We start from the raw sequence: 15,215 nt of genomic DNA, 5'->3' as shown, positions 1-15,215 counted from the left end.
TCGTACCCGGTGATTCCGGCGGAGCGTGACGCGGGCAACAAAGTGGGGCGCTACGCTGGACACATGGGCACCATTCCACCGGCCGGGGGGCTATACCGTTTCACCGGTCTGGATGCTGCGGCCGCCGGACTCTATGCGTCATTGGCGGCTGTCCTGAGCCTCGCCGCAGCCCCGGTGACAGCCTTCGTGCAGCAGATACTCCCGGACCCGGCTACCGCCGTCTATGCGATCAACCTTGCTTTCTACGCGTCGGTCGGCTTGGTCGCGGTTGCGTCCGCGTGGCAGGTCCTAGCCCGCGACCTCCTGATTCTGGCCACGCGCCCGTGGTTCACGCTGGCCATGATTCCCCTATCCATCGTGGCAATGTTGGTGCTCACGGCCGTTCTGGTGTCAGCTACCGGATCCGCCAAGGAATCGCAGAACCAACTGGGCCTCCAGTCCCTGGTCCAGCAACTGCCGGCTTGGTTCGTGGTGCCTTTGCTGGTGGTGATGGGTCCCTTCGTGGAGGAATACCTGTTCCGGCATTTATTGATCGGCAAGCTGTCCCGCCACCTGAACATCTGGGTCTGTTGTGTCCTGTCAGGACTCTGCTTCGCAGCCATCCATGTGGTGGGGCGTGAAGGGTTGGTGCTTCCCGCCCTGGCGCCCTACCTCGGAATGGGGGCCGTCCTGGTGGCCGTGTATGTATGGACGGGCAAGAATGTGATGTTCTCCTACTTCGTCCACGCCGCCAAGAACCTGTTGGCACTCCTGCTCATCTACGCGATCCCGCCGCAGCTTCTGGGCGGGTAACCACCCAACTGACTCGCAGTTGTTGTCGTTTTGCGGGCTCAAAACGACACCTAATGCGAGTCAGTTGGGGAACCCGGACCGAAACTGTCCGCTAGGCACTTCCGTGGCCACGCTCCGTCGTCGTAGGTTCAGTCCATGGCACTGAACTTTCAGGTAGTAGTCGACTGCAAGAATCCGCACGTCCTGGCCGACTGGTGGGCCGAGACGCTCGACTGGATTGTGGAGCCCCAGGACGAGGCGTTTATCCGGTCCATGGTGGATCAGGGATTCGCCACCGAGTCCGAGACCACCACGCACAATGGCAAGCTCGTGTGGAAGGACGGCGCGGCCATTGGCCCCGCGGAAGACCCGGACAAGGACACCCGCAGGCGCTTCCTCTTCCAGACCGTCCCGGAGGACAAAACCGTCAAGAACCGCGTCCATTGGGACGTGCGCCTCGACGGACAGGACAAGGACGAGGTCCGCGCCGCCCTGGAAGCCCGGGGGGCGAAATACCTGTGGACGGCCAAGCAAGGGCCGCACGAATGGCACACCATGGCCGACCCCGAAGGCAACGAGTTCTGCATCAGCTGAGGGGATTACTAGACTCGGAGGGTGAGCAACGACTTCCCCGCCAAGGTATCCGACGTCTTTGACCCGTCGCGCTGGCGCACCGTGTCCGGTTTCCACGATTTCCAGGACATGACGTACCACCGGCAAGTCGAGCGGGACGCAGCCGGCTCCGTGACAAAAGACCTTCCCACTGTCCGGATCGCCTTCAACCGGCCGGAGGTGCGCAACGCCTTCCGTCCCGGCACCGTCGACGAGCTCTACCGCGCCATGGACCACGCCCGAATGACCCCGGATGTCGCCACGGTACTCCTCACCGGCAATGGCCCCTCCCCCAAGGACGGCGGCCACTCCTTCTGTTCCGGCGGGGACCAACGGATCCGCGGCCGCGACGGCTACCGCTATGCCGACGGCGAGACGCAGGAGAGCATCGATCCCGCCCGGGCCGGCCGCCTTCACATCCTGGAGGTCCAGCGGCTCATGCGGACCATGCCCAAGGTGGTCATCGCCGTCGTCAACGGCTGGGCCGCGGGTGGCGGGCACTCGCTGCACGTTGTTGCTGACCTCACTATCGCCTCCCGCGAGCACGGCAAGTTCAAACAGACCGACGCCACCGTGGGAAGTTTCGACGCCGGATACGGCTCGGCGTTGCTGGCCCGCCAGGTCGGCCAGAAAGCCGCCCGCGAGATCTTCTTCCTGGCCCGCGAGTATTCCGCGGAGGACATGGTGCGGATGGGTGCCGTCAACGAAGCCGTTGACCACATGCGCCTTGAGGAGGTTGCCTTGGAGTACGCCGCGGACATCGCGCGCCAGTCCCCGCAGGCCATTCGCATGCTCAAGTTCGCCTTCAACCTGGCCGACGACGGCCTTGCCGGTCAGCAGGTCTTCGCGGGCGAGGCAACGCGCCTGGCCTACATGACGGACGAAGCCGTGGAGGGCAAGGAAGCCTTCCTCGAGAAGCGCGATCCGGACTGGTCCAACTTCCCTTACTACTTCTAGGACTCGCCCGTGAACATCGATCCCGTTCTCAAGGCCCTGGCCGCCGCCCTCCACGACGAGGGCCCCGCGGTCGAAATCACCGTCTCGGAGGACGGCGCCCCTGTGGCGGTCCCCGTTGAAACACCCGGTTTCGAGGATGCGGCAGTGGTGGTCCGCACGTCCGGTTCCACCGGCACGCCCAAGGCCACCGTGCTCACAGTTGACGAGCTTGCAGCTTCTTCCATGGCCACAGCAATCGCACTCCGGGGCGAGGGACAGTGGCTCCTGGCCTTGCCGCTGCAGTACGTCGCCGGGGTCCAGGTGCTGGTCCGCTCGCTTTTCGCGGGCACGCGTCCGTGGGCCATGGATCTTTCCAACGGCTTCACACCCAAAGCCTTCACCGCGGCCGCCGAAGAACTCACGGACACCATCCGCTTCACTTCCTTGGTGCCCACCCAGCTGCAACGGCTCCTGGACTCGCCCTCACCGCAAACCCTGGCGGTCCTTCACCGCTTCAACGCCATCCTCCTGGGCGGGGCACCTGCCTCCGCCACGCTGCTGGACGCTGCCAGGGAGGCCGGGCTGAAGGTTGTGACCACCTATGGCTCGGCTGAGACATGCGGCGGTTGCGTGTACGACGGAAGCCCGCTGGAGGGCGTCAGGGTCATGCTCGACGACGACGGCCGCGTCCTCCTGGGCGGCGACACCGTGGCTTCCGGTTACCTGGACGCGCCCGAGGCGAGTGCCGAGGCGTTCTTCGAGGAGGACGGCACCCGCTGGTACCGCACCAACGATCTCGGCGAGCTCGCCGCGGACGGCACACTCACCGTTCTGGGCCGGGCCGACGACGTCATCATCACCGGCGGCGTCAAAGCCTCCGCCGCGTTCATCCAGGCCGAGCTTGAAATGTTCGACGGCGTGACGGCGGCATTCGTGGCCGGAGTACCTTCGCGTGAGTGGGGCCAGGCAGTGGCGGCATATGTGGCGGTGGAGGACAGCTCCCCGGAAGGCGTTGAGCACTACAAGGCGCTTTGCCAGGAAAAGCTGGGGGCCCTCGCTCCGAAAACGGTGCTCACGACGGATGGGCTCATCATGCTCCCCAACGGAAAACCGGACCGGCTGGCGATGATCGAGCTGCTCACCGAGGTGCATCAGGGAGAATAGACAAGTTCTCCGAGACCGTCATCTGCCTTCCCCAACACGAAACAACACGAGGTACTGAACGTGGCAACTGCTGCACAATGGATTCAAGGCGCCCGCCTGCGCACCCTGCCGGCCGCGATCGCGCCGGTGCTGATCGGTAGCGCGGCCGCCTACGAGCTTCAGTCTTTCCGGGTCTTGAACGCCATCCTCGCCGCCCTGGTGGCGCTGCTGCTGCAGATCGGGGTCAACTATGCCAACGACTACTCGGACGGCATCCGCGGCACCGATGAGGACCGCATAGGCCCGCTCCGGCTGGTCGGTTCGGGTGTGGCACGCCCGGACCACGTCAAGTGGGCTGCCTTCGGTGCCTTCGGCCTGGCCATGGTGTTCGGCCTGGCTCTGGTGATCATCACGCAGAGCTGGTGGCTGATCTTGGTGGGCCTCGGCTGCGTTCTTGCTGCCTGGGGCTACACCGGCGGCAAGAACCCGTACGGCTACATGGGCTTGGGCGACCTCTTCGTGTTTGTTTTCTTCGGGTTGGTGGCAACACTGGGCACCACGTATACGCAGGCTGGCCAAGTGAGCCTGCCGGCCGTTATCGGAGCGATTGGCACAGGATTGATCGCCTGCGCCCTGCTGATGGCCAACAACGTCCGCGACATCCCAACGGACATGGCCGCGGGCAAGCGCACACTGGCCGTGCGGCTTGGCGACCGTCACGCCCGCGAGAGCTACGTCCTGATGTTGGCCGTCGCTATCCTGTTGGTGATCGTTCTGGCGCCTACCAAGCCGTCGATGCTGATCGTCTTGCTGCTGATCCCCGCCTGCCTCATGCCGGCATGGCTAATGGTCAACGGCAGGAAGCGCAAGAGCCTGATCCCCGTGCTGAAGCAGACCGGACTGATCAACCTTGGCTACAGCGTGCTGTTCTCGCTGGGCCTAATCCTGAGCCACGGTTTCTAACCCTCGCGCACATCATCTGAGCGAGCGTCCGCAGGAAACCCCCCAAACCTGAACGAGCGTTTTCCCCCGACGCTCGCGCAGCTATAGCCGGGTTTCCCCCGACGCTCGCGCAGCTTTGAGTTTCTAGGCTTCCTTGGGGCGTCGGTCGTTCTTGACCTTCACCGCGGGGTTTTCATCCACCAGCCGGTCCTCGACCTCGGCATCTTCGATCTCAAGTGCGGAGCGGATGGGCTTGGCGCGGCCACTGAAACGCTCGCGCATGGCGGCCGTGGCGGCGTCGCGTTGCTTCTGGAAGAACAGGTAGCTGATGGCGAAAGCAATCAGGCCCGCGAAGATCACCGCCAGCAACCAACCCGTCTGCAGGAAGACGAAAAGGGCGAACAGCGGAACGAAGAGCGCCATGCGGATCAAGGAGTATTTGAGGAAAGCCACGAATCAAGTTTAGCCGCACAGCCTGATTGCACCCTGATCGTACAGCTATCACCGGACCCGACGGCGACTAGACTTGACGGTATGCTCCGCGTAGTTGCAGTTGTCGCCGTCTTGCTCGTGTACGTCTATGGGCTGGTGGACGTCATCCGCACGGACCGCCGCGCCACCCGGGGAATTTCCAAACCCGCCTGGATCATCGTGGTGATACTGCTGCCGATCCTCGGAGCCGCTCTCTGGTTCATTTTGGGCCGCCCCTACAACAGCCGCCCCACCCCGCAGCCCACGAGCCACCCCACCGCGCCCGACGACGACCCCGACTTCCTGCGGAACCTCGAGATCCGCCGTCGTAACCAGGCCGAGGCCGAACGCCTCAAGAAGCTCAAGGCCGAGCTTGAAGCCAAGGAACGCAAACTCAAGGGCGGATCCAACGCCGAAGACAGCGGCGACGTCAACACCTGAGGACTCGACGTACCGCCCTTCCTGACCTCTTTTGAAACGCGAACGACGGCGACACGCCCGCTAGTGCGGAGTGTCGCCGTCGTCATTAATTCAATGAGGGTCAGGAAGGACGCGGACCCAGCCCTACTGCGCGAGCCCCGAGTAAGAGTGCAACCCGTTGAAGAACTGGTTCACGATGGTGAAGTTGAAGATCACGCACAGGTAACCCACGATCGACAGCCACGCTGCGCGCGTACCGGTCCAGCCGCGGGTGGCGCGGGCGTGCAAGTAGCCGGCGTACACCACCCAGATGACGAACGTCCAGACTTCCTTGGTGTCCCAGCCCCAGAAACGGCCCCACGCCTTCTCGGCCCAGATGGCGCCGAACATGAGGGTGAAGGTCCAGCCCACGAACGCCACCGTGTTGATGCGGTAGGACAGGTTTTCCAGGCTCAAGGCGTTGGGAACCAGGCGCATGAAGCCCAGTTTGTCTGCTCCGCCGGACGCCAGGGTCTTCTGCCGGTGCGATTGCACCAACTGCAGCGCGGACATGGCGAACGTCAATGTGAAGAGTGAGGCGGACATCACGGCGATGGAGACGTGGATGACCAACCAGTAGCTCTGCAGCGCCGGGACCAAGTGCCCAACGGGGGTCCAGTAAGCCACGGACGCTGCCACCAGCATGATCACTGCCAGGCCGAGAACGAACGTGCCAAGGAAGCGCAGGTCTCGGCGGATCAGCGACAGCAGGAAGACAGCAACAACCAGGAACGCGCCAGTGGTCAGGAACTCGTACATGTTGCCCCACGGCACGCGCCCTGCGCCGAGCGCACGGGTGATCACACCGGCGCCGTGGATAGCAACGCCGATAATCGCGACCGCCACGGCAACGCGAGCGGGAATGCGGCGCTCGGCGGCATACTTCATGTCGCCGCCGGCGGTCTGGCCGACAGAGGTGACCGCCGACGTCGGGCGCTCAACGCGGCCAGCCGGTCCCCCGACGTCGTTCCCACCTGCACGTCCGGCAGCCACCGGAACCTTGACCTCGACGGCCTCCGCAGAGGCTGCCTTCAGGTCTACCGCCCGCAACGTCTTGCTGCTCTTGGCGAGGTCCCACGCGAAAGCGATAAACGCCACCGTGTAAGTGCCGGCCGCGAGCAGCATGAAAAGCTCGCTGTATTGGCCCATGGTTTCGTTGATGGGGAACATTACTGGTCCTTCGAGGTTGAGGAAGAAACGGTGTCGGTGGGTTGCTCCGCGGAGGGCAGCCATTCTCGTTGCAGCAGTTCGCGGATCGCGGCGGCTTCGCCGGCCAGCCTGTGGTCCTCGCCGCGGGCAAGGAGACCATACTCCACCATTGTGCGCCCGTCGTCGTGGGTTCCCGTCCGGACCCAGACGCGGCGGCGGTTCAGGTAGAGGGAGAGGATCAGCCCGGCGACCGCCAACAAGGCGAACACGAGCGCGGTCGCCTGGCCCGGGTTGTGGTGGATGTCCACGCCAACGTACTTCTTGACGCCGTCGAACGTGATGCTGCCCTTGCCGTTCGGAAGCGTGTAGGTGCCACCCGGGGCGAGCGCGATGGCCTTCTCCGCCATGCCGCGGCCATTGAGCGGGGTCAGCTTGGCCACGTCGAGCTCGAAGACGTTCTGCGGGGTGCCCTTGTTCAGGCCGAGATCGCCGTAGTACGAGTTGAGGTTCAACTGCGGGTTGATGAGTTCGGGATCGCCGCTGAAGGCGACACCCTTGTCCGTGACCATCGCCGTGGGCAGGAAGAACCCTGCGAAGCCGAGCTGATCGGGCTTGGCATCGGGAACCTTGATGACCACCGAGGAATAGTAGTTGTCACCCTGCAGCTTGGCCACCACAGGCCCCTGCATGGCAACGTTGCCGGCGCCGTCCCGGACGGTGACCACGGGGGCGTAGCCATTGCCCGTCAGGTAGATGCTGGTATCGCCAAGCGTCACGGGATCGTTGACCTTGAGGGTCTGCTTCTTGGCGGGCGAATCGGGCGTGTCCTTAGTGGTGACGGCCGCCGTGAAGTCGATGGGCTGGCCGAAATGCGCAGACGATTCACGATCGAACTTGACGTCGAACTTGTCCAGCTGGATGGAGTACGGCTGCAGCCAACTGCTCTGGAAGTTGGTGCCAGGGCTGAATTGGTCATAGCCCACCAAGGTGTTCACGAAGGTGTCGCCTTCCACCAGGATGCGCTGCCCGCTGTAGCCAAACAGCCCGCCGACGGCAACTGAAACCAGCACACCGATCAGCGAAGCGTGGAACACCAGGTTGCCCACTTCCTTGAGGAAGCCGCGCTCGGCACCCAAGGAAGGCATGGCGCCGTCGACGTCGCGCACCTCCACGCGGTAGCCGCGCTTCTTCAGCACCTCAGCGGCATCCGAAATAGCCTTCGACGCCGGGATCCCGGCGTCGGCGGGCAGCACGAGTGTGCCGTACTCCGGAAGGCGGGAGAGACGCTTGGGCGTCCGCGGCGGTTGCGAGCGCATCGCCTTGTAGTGGGCAATGGCCCGCGGCGTGACACAACCAATAAGCGAGATGAACAGCAGAATGTAGATGGCCGAGAACCAGGCCGAGGAGTACACGTCGTAGAGCTGCACGGAGTCAAGGATCTTGCCGTAGTCCGGGTGGTCCTTGATGTACTGGGTCACGATCGAAGGGTTCACCGGGCGCTGCGGGAACAGCGAGCCGGGCACCGCCGCAACGGCAAGGAGCAGCAGCAGGAACAGTGCGGTGCGCATGCTGGTCAGCTGGGTCCAGGCCCAGCGCAGCATGCCCACGATCCCTAGCACCGGCAGTGCTGCCTCAGCTTTAGCCCTGTCAACTGCCTTGTCAGCCGTGGGCTTGCTGGCGGACTTGTTGGAATTCTTTTTACCTTGCACGGGCTCGCTCATCAGATCGGCAACTTCACATCGGTTTGGAACCAGTACTGCAGCCCGGTAACCCAGGCGCCCCACACCCCAGTGGCCATCAGGATTCCGAGGAGGATCAGAATGCCCCCGCCCATGCGCTGGATGGCCAAGCGGTGCTTGCGGAAGAAAGACATCACACCCATCCCCCGGCGAACTGCGAGGGCGATCAGCAGGAAGGGGATGCCCAGGCCAAGACTATAGACAAACGCCAGGAGTGCCCCCTTCGCCGCGGACGATCCCCCGGAGAGACTCAGCAGCTGGACGGCGGAATAGGTGGGGCCGATGCACGGCGCCCAGCCCAGCCCGAAGGTGATGCCCAACAACGGCGCACCCCACAACCCGGCAGGAGGCTTGGCATGGATTTTGGCGTCGCGCTGCAACCAACCAAAGCCGCCGAGGAAAACGACGCCCATGATGATCACCAGCAAGCCCAGCAATTGCGTGATCCAGGCGTTCTGCGGGCCGGTAATGAGGGTCCCCAACTGACCGAAGGCACCACCCAGCAGGACAAAAATCAGGGAGAAGCCGAGGACGAACAAGCCGATTCCCGCGAGCATGCGCCCGCGTTTCTGCTTTTGGAGGTCGACGCCGGTCAGCCCGGTCACGTAGCCGAGGTAGCCAGGAACCAGGGGCAGGACGCATGGCGACAGGAAGGACACGAGTCCGGCAAGCAGGGCCACGGGGATGGCCAGCAGCAAGGAACCGCTCAAGATGGTCTCGGCGAAGGGGCTGTTCACGCTATCCTGGCCACCTACTCGGCAACCGCGGAAGTAATGAGTGCCTTGAGGGTGCTCTTCTCGATCTCACCCAGGACTCGGGAGGCGATCTTGCCTTCCTTGTCCAGGACCAAGGTGGTGGGTACGGCACCGGGAGGCACAATGCCGGAGACAGACAGGAGCACGGCACCGTCTTTGTCATTGAAGCTGGGGTACGTGAGGTTGAAGGTCTTGTCGAACGCATCGGCCGTGGCCTTCTCGTCCCGGAGGTTCACGCCGTAGAACTGGACGCCCTTGCTCTTGAACTCCTGGTGCAGCTCTTCGAGGATCGGCGCCTCGACTCGGCACGGCGCGCACGCGGCGAACCAGAAGTTGAGGACGGTCACCTTGCCGAGCAGGTCCTGCGGTGTCACGGCAGTGCCGTCAAACAAAGTGCCCTTGATCCCGACGGCGGCCTTTCGGTCAGCTTTGACGAATTCCGTCACGGAGCCGTCTCCGGCGACGTAGTTCTTGTTGTCGCCGGCCTTCGCCTGCTTGGCCAGGGCGTCTTCCTGCGCACAGGCGGACAGGCCCATGGTCAGCGCAGTGAGCGCCAGTCCCCCGGCGGCAAGGATGCTGCGGCGGGACGTCAGGGCTGCGCTGGTGGTCTTGATGCTGTTGCTTATGCCGTTGGCGGTGCGGTTCATTGTCATGCTCCGGGAGTGCTCGCGGCACCGGGCAGCAGCACGGCGGCGGGTTCGCTGTACTCCACCCGCGCAACCTTGCCGTCGTCGTCGAACACCAGGGACGTCAGCGACGTCAGCGTGCACTCGCGTTTGCGCGGATCGTGCCACAACCGTCGGCCCTCCGCGCTGAGGCGCGTTGCGTAGATGGGAAGCTGGTGGCTGACCAGGATGGCCTCCGCGCCGTCGCCGCCCAGTTCGATCGCCTTCAGTCGGGCGTCCTCGACGGCGGCACGCATCCGGGTGACCTGGTCCTTGTAGGACTCGCCCCAGGACGGACGCAGCGGGTTTCGGTACTCGAACCAGTGCTTGGGCTTGATGAACTCGGAGGCGCTCGCTTTAAGCCCTTCGAAGTGGTTCTCGGCCTCGATGATCCGTGGTTCCGTGTGGATCTCAAGGTCCAACGCGTGGGACGTGGGAAGGGCAGTTTCCTGGGCACGGGTCAACGGCGAGGCGACAAGGTGGACGATGTTCGCCCCCTGCGCGGCGCGGGCAGCAAAGTGGTCCGCGAGCATCTGGGCCATCTCGCGGCCGCGTTCGGAGAGGTGGAATTCGGGCAACCTGCCGTACAGAATACGGTCGGGATTGTAGACCTCGCCATGGCGGAGCAGATGGACAGTTGCTTGGGGCATGTTTACCAGTTTCTCAAAGAAGGCGGGCGATCTGAAATCTTCTACGTTTCGTAGAACTGAAAGTTTCTCCAGAATGTTCCCTGAAGGTGGAATAAAAGATGCATTTGCATGTTTATACTTGACACAAGGTTCGGTTGACACTTCAACTAAGTGCGGCCGAACGTCCGATGAAGCTACGACCACACCATCCCAAGGAGAACGCCATGACACTTCCCGCCAACGTCACCACCGGTATCTGGACCCTCGACAACTCCCACAGCGAGATCGGCTTCACCGTCCGGCACGCAGGCATCAGCAAGGTCCGCGGCCAGTTCACCGAGGCCGGGGCCACCCTGGAGCTCGGCAACAGCCTGGCTGACTCCAAGGTCAACGCCACTATCCAGACCGCCAGCTTCGACTCCGGCGACGCCAACCGCGACGGCCACGTCAAGGGCGAGGACTTCTTCGACGTGGAGAAGTTCCCGGAAATCACTTTTGTCTCCCGCCACGTCAAGGCCAACGGCGACAGCTTCGACCTCGTGGGCAACCTGAGCATCAAGGGCGTCACCAAAGAGGTGACCATCGAGACCGAGTTCAACGGCGTGGCCGTTGACCCCTTCGGCAACACCCGCGCAGGCGTTTCCGGTGAGACCACCATCAGCCGCAAAGACTTCGGTCTGACCTGGAACGCCGTGCTCGAGGCTGGCGGCGTGCTCGTCAGCGATAAGGTTGTCATCAACCTCGAACTGGCTTTCATCGCACCTGCCGCCTAATCCACCCGGCTCCCGGCCTGAATGGCGCCTTCGGTGCTGCACGCGATCCATCGTGCGGCCCCGGAGGCGCCATTTCGTTGCTTGCGGAGTCACCCGCCTATTGTTCGGGAAAAACCCGATACTTAGCGGCGAATTGGCTAAGAATTTCCTATGAATCCTTAAACCTCAGGTCTAAAGTGATGCCATGAGTAACCCAAACGAAGCTCCTCAGCCTCAGCAGCCCGGTGGCCAGCCACCGCAGCCCGGAGCTCAGCCTCAGCAGCCCGGCACCGTCCCTCCTGCGGGTTACCAGCCTCCGCAGGGATACCCAGCAGCCCCTTCCTACCAAGCGCCCCCTTCCTATCAGCAACCAGCCCCCGGTTACCAGCAGCCTGCCCCCGGCACCCCTCCGACGGGCCAACCCGGGCACAGCGAAGGTTTCCACTTCGAGATGCCTACTGACGGTCCAAAAAACTTCAACGATGTCCTGCCCAAGGGCGGTTTTTCCGGCATGTTCAATGTCACCGGAATGCCCATCGAGCTGAAGGTCTCGTACTGGATCTGGCTTATTGGCGGGCTCCTGGGCCTCCTGGGTGGCCTGCTGGGCCTCTTTGGCTCCGTGGTGCTTTTCGCGCTCGCGCCGGGACTCGCCGTCGTCGTCCTCCTTTTGGTACTGTTCGCGCTGGTTGTCGCGGCCGCCCAGATCGTCTTCGCGATGAAGATGAAGGAAGGCAAGGAGTGGGCCCGCCTCGCGCTGACCGTCATCGCGGGTATTTCCCTGATTCTCTCGATCGTGGGAGGAGCGATGGCCAATGGACAGAGCAACAACTGGTTCAGCTTTGTCATCAGCCTTGTGGCAACCATCCTGATGTGGCTGCCCAATTCGCAGGCATGGTTCAAATCAGTGAAGAGCACCATTTAGCCACACAGCTCTGAGCCGGTTTTTCGAGACGAAGGCCGCGGCAGGTTCCCGGGGGACCCCGCGGCCTTCCCTTTGCCCCGGCACCATTCACACCCGGAGATCCGCGGAACCCAGTCCGGCAGAATTCTTGCCGTGAATCATCCCGAGCACTGTTCTGCCGGGGTACGGTGGAATTAAGCCAAGCTGGGGGCAGGCGCACGTTGCACCCGGCAGCCGTATCTGCAGTCGACACGCAAAGGAATGCCATGAGCACCCCTCCGTATCCGCCATCCACTCCGGGCGAAAACCCCACACCTGAACAGCCCCAGTACGGCCAGCAAACTCCGCAGCCGGGCCAACAGCCCCAGTACGGCCAGCAAACTCCGCAGACGGGCCAACAGCCGCAGTACGGCCAGCCCCCCGCGCCCCAGTACGGTCAACAGGCTCCCCAGTACGGTCAACAGGCTCCCCAGTACGGCCAGCAGGCTCCGCAACCGGGCCAACAGCCGCAGTACGGCCAGCCCTCCGCACCCCAGTACGGTCAACAGGCTCCCCAGTACGGCCAGTTCTCCGTCCCGCAGTACGGGCAGAGCGGACCCGTCACGTGGCCGAGCCAGCAGCCCGCTGGGACGTCCGGCGTCCCGGAACTGGTGAACACTGCGTTCTTGATGATCGTCTCCGCTGGCGTCCTCTCTTTCGTGAGCGCAATGGTTCTCGCATTCACGGGCGGCGACACCTTTACGGCCATAATGCAGCAGTCCGCAGCCCAGCAGGGCCAGCGGCTTCCCGCCGGGGCTCTGCAAAGCATGCAGGGCGCCATCATCATTGGAGCCATCATCGGTGGCCTGATATCGCTGGGTCTTTACGCGCTTGTCGCATTCCCAGTCCGTAAGGGGAAGAACTGGGCTCGGATCCTGGGAACCGTCTTCGCGGCGATTTCGCTCTTTAGCCTTCTTGGTGGATCATTCACGTTCGGCCTGCTGTACGGATTGATCCAGACCGTCACCATCCTCTTGGGCATCGCCGCGATGGTGCTGTTGTATTTGCCTGGCTCGGCACCGTATTTCCGGAAAGCACAGCCTTTCCCGAACCCCTACAACCAGGCGCCGTACGGCCGCTAACCTTGAGGCCATTCGGCCTCTACGGCACGTCTCGACGAACACAACGGGCGCAGAACCGGCTTTGGCCTAAAGGGCCTGGCCTGGGGTCTGTGCCCGTTGTGCGTGATACGCAAGGATTTGCAGCTCGGTGGCCATGTCCACCTTGCGCAGATTCACATACGGCGGAACCTGCAGCAGCACGGGAGCAAAGCTGAGGATGCTGCGGATCCCTGCGCTGATCACGCGGTCGCAGACGCCTTGTGCCACCGCGGCCGGGAGAGCCAGGACAACCATGTTGGTGCCGGTCCGCTGAAGGACCGTTTCAAGATTCGCGGCATCGCTGACCCGCAGCCAGCCGACTTCGTTCCCAATGACCATGGGATCGGCGTCGAGGATCGCCACCACGTCGAAACCACGAGATTCGAATCCGCCGTACCGGGCCAAGGCCTTGCCAAGGTTGCCGGCACCCACAATCGCCACTTTCCAGTCGTGGGTCAGGCCCAATGCCGCAGCAATGTGGCGGCTCAGATACTGCACCTCGTATCCCACGCCCCGCGTTCCGTAGGAGCCAACATAAGAGAGGTCCTTGCGCAGGGTTGAGGAACTGACTCCCGACGCCTCGGCCAGCGCCTCGGAGGAAACCCGTTCCACGCCTTCGCCCAGTAGGGAGTTCAGCGCGCGCAAGTAGAGCGTCATCCGGGCCACAGCCGCGGGTGGTATCTGCTTCGCGGCAGAGTCCTTGTCCCCAGGTACAGCGTCCCCGGGTAGAGCTTCGGCGGACGGTTCCAGCGCAGTCACGTTCTTCTCCATTGCGTCGCTTTGTTTTCCCACTCTATTGCCAACAAAGCGTTGGACGCATGTTCAGGCAGCCAAGGCCTTCTTCAGGACCCGCACCAGCCTCGCCTCGTCGATTTTCCAGAAATCCCGCTGGATTCCGTCCACCAATACCACCGGGATCTCCTCGGCATAGCGTTCGCGGAGTGCCGGGTCCGTATCGATCGACCGCTCACTCCACGCGAGCCCGAGGCTTGAGGTCACGCGTTCGACGGCGTCGCGCGCCGCGGCGCACAGGTGGCAGTCAGCTTTGGTGAGGAGTACGACGTCGGGATTCGGCATGGGTCAACGGTATCGCGTTAGCGTTGACCCAGCCTGAAACAGCCCCCAACCCAACGACGCACAGCCCAAAGAACGCTCGACGCGGAACCGCAGGGCACCCTCACGAACGGCACGGAGCCGGGCGATTGACTAGACTCATGGCATGCCCGTCGAGAAGAACGCTGTTGTGGCCATCACGCCGGCCGCAACGCACCAACACGGCGAAGCTGCATTCTTCGACGTCGACAACACCCTTATGAAGGGCGCCAGCCTCTTCCACGTCGCGCGGAAGATGTACGAACGTAAGGCGTTCACCCTCTCCCAAGCCGCGGGCTTCGCCTGGAAACAGTTCAAGTTTGTCCTGCGGGGCGAAAACATGGAGGACGTCCATTCAGTCCGGGATTCCGCACTGATCCTCGCGGCAGGCATCAAGGTTTCCGATATCCAGGAGCTGGGCGAAGAAGTCTACGACGAGATGATCGAGTCCCGGATCTGGCCTGGTACCAAGGCTTTGGCCGAACAGCATCTGCGCGTTGGCCGGAAGGTCTGGCTGGTGACCGCCACCCCCATCGAAGTCGCCACCGTGATTTCCACCCGGTTGGGGCTGACAGGCGCTTTGGGCACCGTGGGCGAGGTTGAAGATGGCGCCTACACCGGGCGCCTGGTAGGCGAAATCCTCCATGGACCGGCCAAAGCCGTGGCGGTGCAGCGCGTGGCTGACGAAGAAGACCTGGATTTGAACCGCTGCTGGGCGTACAGCGATTCACATAACGACATCCCGCTGCTCACTTTGGTGGGCCACCCCGTGTGCATCAATCCCGACGCCAGACTGCGGCGCCATGCGCGGGAGAACAATTGGCCCGTCTATGACTTCCGTTCCGGCCGACGAGCGGCCACGCTCGGCCTCAAAGCTGCGACCGTCGGAGGCGCCGTGTACGGCCTCTGGCGGGGCTTCTCGAAGTTCCGCAGCCCGAGGGTCTAGCTCATGACGACGCTCGCTCACGTCCGACCACCTAGCCGGTGATCCTCGCTCACTTCTGCGCCGGTTTTGGCCGATCCTCCTGCAGATCTTTCGGCGAAATGATTAACCCTCCTG

Annotated in this window: 18 protein-coding genes; 10 read left to right on the top strand and 8 right to left on the bottom strand. The window is 63.3% G+C overall.

Going from position 1 to position 15,215, the window contains the following annotated elements; translation table 11 throughout:
- Window positions 1-63: 63 nt before the first annotated feature.
- The 5 genes from OW521_RS15445 to OW521_RS15425 all read left to right on the top strand — a co-directional run bounded on the left by OW521_RS15445 (window position 64) and on the right by OW521_RS15425 (window position 4,425).
- A complete protein-coding gene (locus OW521_RS15445; protein ID WP_268020498.1) occupies window positions 64-792 on the top strand; it encodes a CPBP family intramembrane glutamic endopeptidase in 729 nt (242 codons plus the stop codon).
- 135 nt (window positions 793-927) lie between these two features.
- A complete protein-coding gene (locus tag OW521_RS15440) occupies window positions 928-1,365 on the top strand; it encodes a VOC family protein (RefSeq protein ID WP_268020497.1) in 438 nt (145 codons plus the stop codon).
- A 21-nt stretch (window positions 1,366-1,386) separates the two neighbouring features.
- Window positions 1,387-2,340: a 1,4-dihydroxy-2-naphthoyl-CoA synthase gene (locus tag OW521_RS15435; RefSeq protein WP_268020496.1), complete on the top strand. Its 954-nt coding sequence runs from the start codon at window positions 1,387-1,389 to the stop codon at window positions 2,338-2,340.
- 9 nt (window positions 2,341-2,349) lie between these two features.
- Complete coding sequence (locus tag OW521_RS15430) at window positions 2,350-3,483, top strand: AMP-binding protein (RefSeq protein ID WP_268020495.1); 1,134 nt, start codon at window positions 2,350-2,352, stop codon at window positions 3,481-3,483.
- 60 nt (window positions 3,484-3,543) lie between these two features.
- Window positions 3,544-4,425 (top strand): 1,4-dihydroxy-2-naphthoate polyprenyltransferase, encoded by an 882-nt coding sequence (locus OW521_RS15425; RefSeq protein ID WP_268020494.1) that lies wholly within the window; start codon window positions 3,544-3,546, stop codon window positions 4,423-4,425.
- 123 nt (window positions 4,426-4,548) lie between these two features.
- Here OW521_RS15425 and OW521_RS15420 read toward each other — a convergent pair whose 3' ends face one another.
- Window positions 4,549-4,857: a DUF4229 domain-containing protein gene (locus OW521_RS15420; RefSeq protein ID WP_268020493.1), complete on the bottom strand. Its 309-nt coding sequence runs from the start codon at window positions 4,855-4,857 to the stop codon at window positions 4,549-4,551.
- Between the two features lie 81 nt (window positions 4,858-4,938).
- Between OW521_RS15420 and OW521_RS15415 the strand changes: the two genes are divergently transcribed.
- Window positions 4,939-5,316, top strand: coding sequence for a PLD nuclease N-terminal domain-containing protein (locus tag OW521_RS15415; RefSeq protein WP_268020492.1), 378 nt, complete (start codon window positions 4,939-4,941; stop codon window positions 5,314-5,316).
- A 123-nt stretch (window positions 5,317-5,439) separates the two neighbouring features.
- On the opposite strand, the gene ccsB is transcribed toward OW521_RS15415, so the two are convergent.
- Genes ccsB through OW521_RS15390 form a run of 5 tightly spaced genes read right to left on the bottom strand, consistent with a single transcriptional unit; the run spans window position 5,440 to window position 10,292 of the window.
- Entirely contained in the window at window positions 5,440-6,504 is a 1,065-nt protein-coding gene (ccsB, locus tag OW521_RS15410) for a c-type cytochrome biogenesis protein CcsB (RefSeq protein ID WP_268020491.1), read from the bottom strand.
- The gene (gene resB, locus OW521_RS15405) at window positions 6,504-8,204 is read right to left on the bottom strand and encodes a cytochrome c biogenesis protein ResB (protein ID WP_268020490.1); all 1,701 of its coding nucleotides are present in this window, start codon (window positions 8,202-8,204) and stop codon (window positions 6,504-6,506) included. The genes ccsB and resB overlap by 1 nt, the downstream gene beginning before the upstream one ends.
- A complete protein-coding gene (locus tag OW521_RS15400; RefSeq protein ID WP_268020489.1) occupies window positions 8,204-8,959 on the bottom strand; it encodes a cytochrome c biogenesis CcdA family protein in 756 nt (251 codons plus the stop codon). The genes resB and OW521_RS15400 overlap by 1 nt, the downstream gene beginning before the upstream one ends.
- Before the next feature lie 14 nt (window positions 8,960-8,973).
- Complete coding sequence (locus tag OW521_RS15395; RefSeq protein ID WP_268020488.1) at window positions 8,974-9,624, bottom strand: TlpA family protein disulfide reductase; 651 nt, start codon at window positions 9,622-9,624, stop codon at window positions 8,974-8,976.
- A 2-nt stretch (window positions 9,625-9,626) separates the two neighbouring features.
- Window positions 9,627-10,292 (bottom strand): histidine phosphatase family protein, encoded by a 666-nt coding sequence (locus tag OW521_RS15390; RefSeq protein WP_268020487.1) that lies wholly within the window; start codon window positions 10,290-10,292, stop codon window positions 9,627-9,629.
- 203 nt (window positions 10,293-10,495) lie between these two features.
- Here OW521_RS15390 and OW521_RS15385 point away from each other — a divergent pair, with 203 nt between their 5' ends.
- The 3 genes from OW521_RS15385 (at window position 10,496) to OW521_RS15375 (ending at window position 13,045) form a co-directional block, all read left to right on the top strand.
- Window positions 10,496-11,044 (top strand): YceI family protein, encoded by a 549-nt coding sequence (locus tag OW521_RS15385; RefSeq protein ID WP_268020486.1) that lies wholly within the window; start codon window positions 10,496-10,498, stop codon window positions 11,042-11,044.
- A 430-nt stretch (window positions 11,045-11,474) separates the two neighbouring features.
- Window positions 11,475-11,945: a hypothetical protein gene (locus OW521_RS15380; RefSeq protein ID WP_268020485.1), complete on the top strand. Its 471-nt coding sequence runs from the start codon at window positions 11,475-11,477 to the stop codon at window positions 11,943-11,945.
- A 245-nt stretch (window positions 11,946-12,190) separates the two neighbouring features.
- Window positions 12,191-13,045, top strand: a complete 855-nt coding sequence (locus tag OW521_RS15375; protein WP_268020484.1) for a hypothetical protein — start codon at window positions 12,191-12,193, stop codon at window positions 13,043-13,045.
- A 66-nt stretch (window positions 13,046-13,111) separates the two neighbouring features.
- Here the strand turns inward: OW521_RS15375 and OW521_RS15370 are convergent, their stop codons facing one another.
- Both OW521_RS15370 and OW521_RS15365 read right to left on the bottom strand, forming a co-directional pair.
- Complete coding sequence (locus OW521_RS15370; RefSeq protein ID WP_442781162.1) at window positions 13,112-13,834, bottom strand: redox-sensing transcriptional repressor Rex; 723 nt, start codon at window positions 13,832-13,834, stop codon at window positions 13,112-13,114.
- A gap of 51 nt (window positions 13,835-13,885) precedes the next feature.
- Window positions 13,886-14,140 carry a glutaredoxin family protein gene (locus OW521_RS15365; protein WP_268020482.1) on the bottom strand — a complete coding sequence of 85 codons (255 nt, stop codon included), beginning with the start codon at window positions 14,138-14,140 and terminating at the stop codon, window positions 13,886-13,888.
- Between the two features lie 142 nt (window positions 14,141-14,282).
- Between OW521_RS15365 and OW521_RS15360 the strand changes: the two genes are divergently transcribed.
- Complete coding sequence (locus OW521_RS15360) at window positions 14,283-15,101, top strand: HAD family hydrolase (RefSeq protein ID WP_268020481.1); 819 nt, start codon at window positions 14,283-14,285, stop codon at window positions 15,099-15,101.
- Window positions 15,102-15,215 lie beyond the last annotated feature (114 nt).

The organism is Arthrobacter sp. MMS18-M83 (assembly GCF_026683955.1).
Classification (GTDB): Bacteria; Actinomycetota; Actinomycetes; order Actinomycetales; family Micrococcaceae; genus Arthrobacter.
This window is presented reverse-complemented; position numbering and strand designations above follow the sequence as displayed.

Coding starts and splice junctions, on each gene's coding strand:
- OW521_RS15445 (WP_268020498.1), top strand. CDS start 64: ATGGGCACCATTCCACCGGCCGGGGGGCTATACCGTTTCACCGGTCTG.
- OW521_RS15440 (WP_268020497.1), top strand. CDS start 928: ATGGCACTGAACTTTCAGGTAGTAGTCGACTGCAAGAATCCGCACGTC.
- OW521_RS15415 (WP_268020492.1), top strand. CDS start 4,939: ATGCTCCGCGTAGTTGCAGTTGTCGCCGTCTTGCTCGTGTACGTCTAT.
- ccsB (WP_268020491.1), bottom strand. CDS start 6,504: ATGTTCCCCATCAACGAAACCATGGGCCAATACAGCGAGCTTTTCATG.
- resB (WP_268020490.1), bottom strand. CDS start 8,204: ATGAGCGAGCCCGTGCAAGGTAAAAAGAATTCCAACAAGTCCGCCAGC.
- OW521_RS15395 (WP_268020488.1), bottom strand. CDS start 9,624: ATGAACCGCACCGCCAACGGCATAAGCAACAGCATCAAGACCACCAGC.
- OW521_RS15390 (WP_268020487.1), bottom strand. CDS start 10,292: ATGCCCCAAGCAACTGTCCATCTGCTCCGCCATGGCGAGGTCTACAAT.
- OW521_RS15385 (WP_268020486.1), top strand. CDS start 10,496: ATGACACTTCCCGCCAACGTCACCACCGGTATCTGGACCCTCGACAAC.
- OW521_RS15380 (WP_268020485.1), top strand. CDS start 11,475: ATGCCTACTGACGGTCCAAAAAACTTCAACGATGTCCTGCCCAAGGGC.
- OW521_RS15375 (WP_268020484.1), top strand. CDS start 12,191: ATGAGCACCCCTCCGTATCCGCCATCCACTCCGGGCGAAAACCCCACA.
- OW521_RS15370 (WP_442781162.1), bottom strand. CDS start 13,834: ATGGAGAAGAACGTGACTGCGCTGGAACCGTCCGCCGAAGCTCTACCC.
- OW521_RS15365 (WP_268020482.1), bottom strand. CDS start 14,140: ATGCCGAATCCCGACGTCGTACTCCTCACCAAAGCTGACTGCCACCTG.
- OW521_RS15360 (WP_268020481.1), top strand. CDS start 14,283: ATGCCCGTCGAGAAGAACGCTGTTGTGGCCATCACGCCGGCCGCAACG.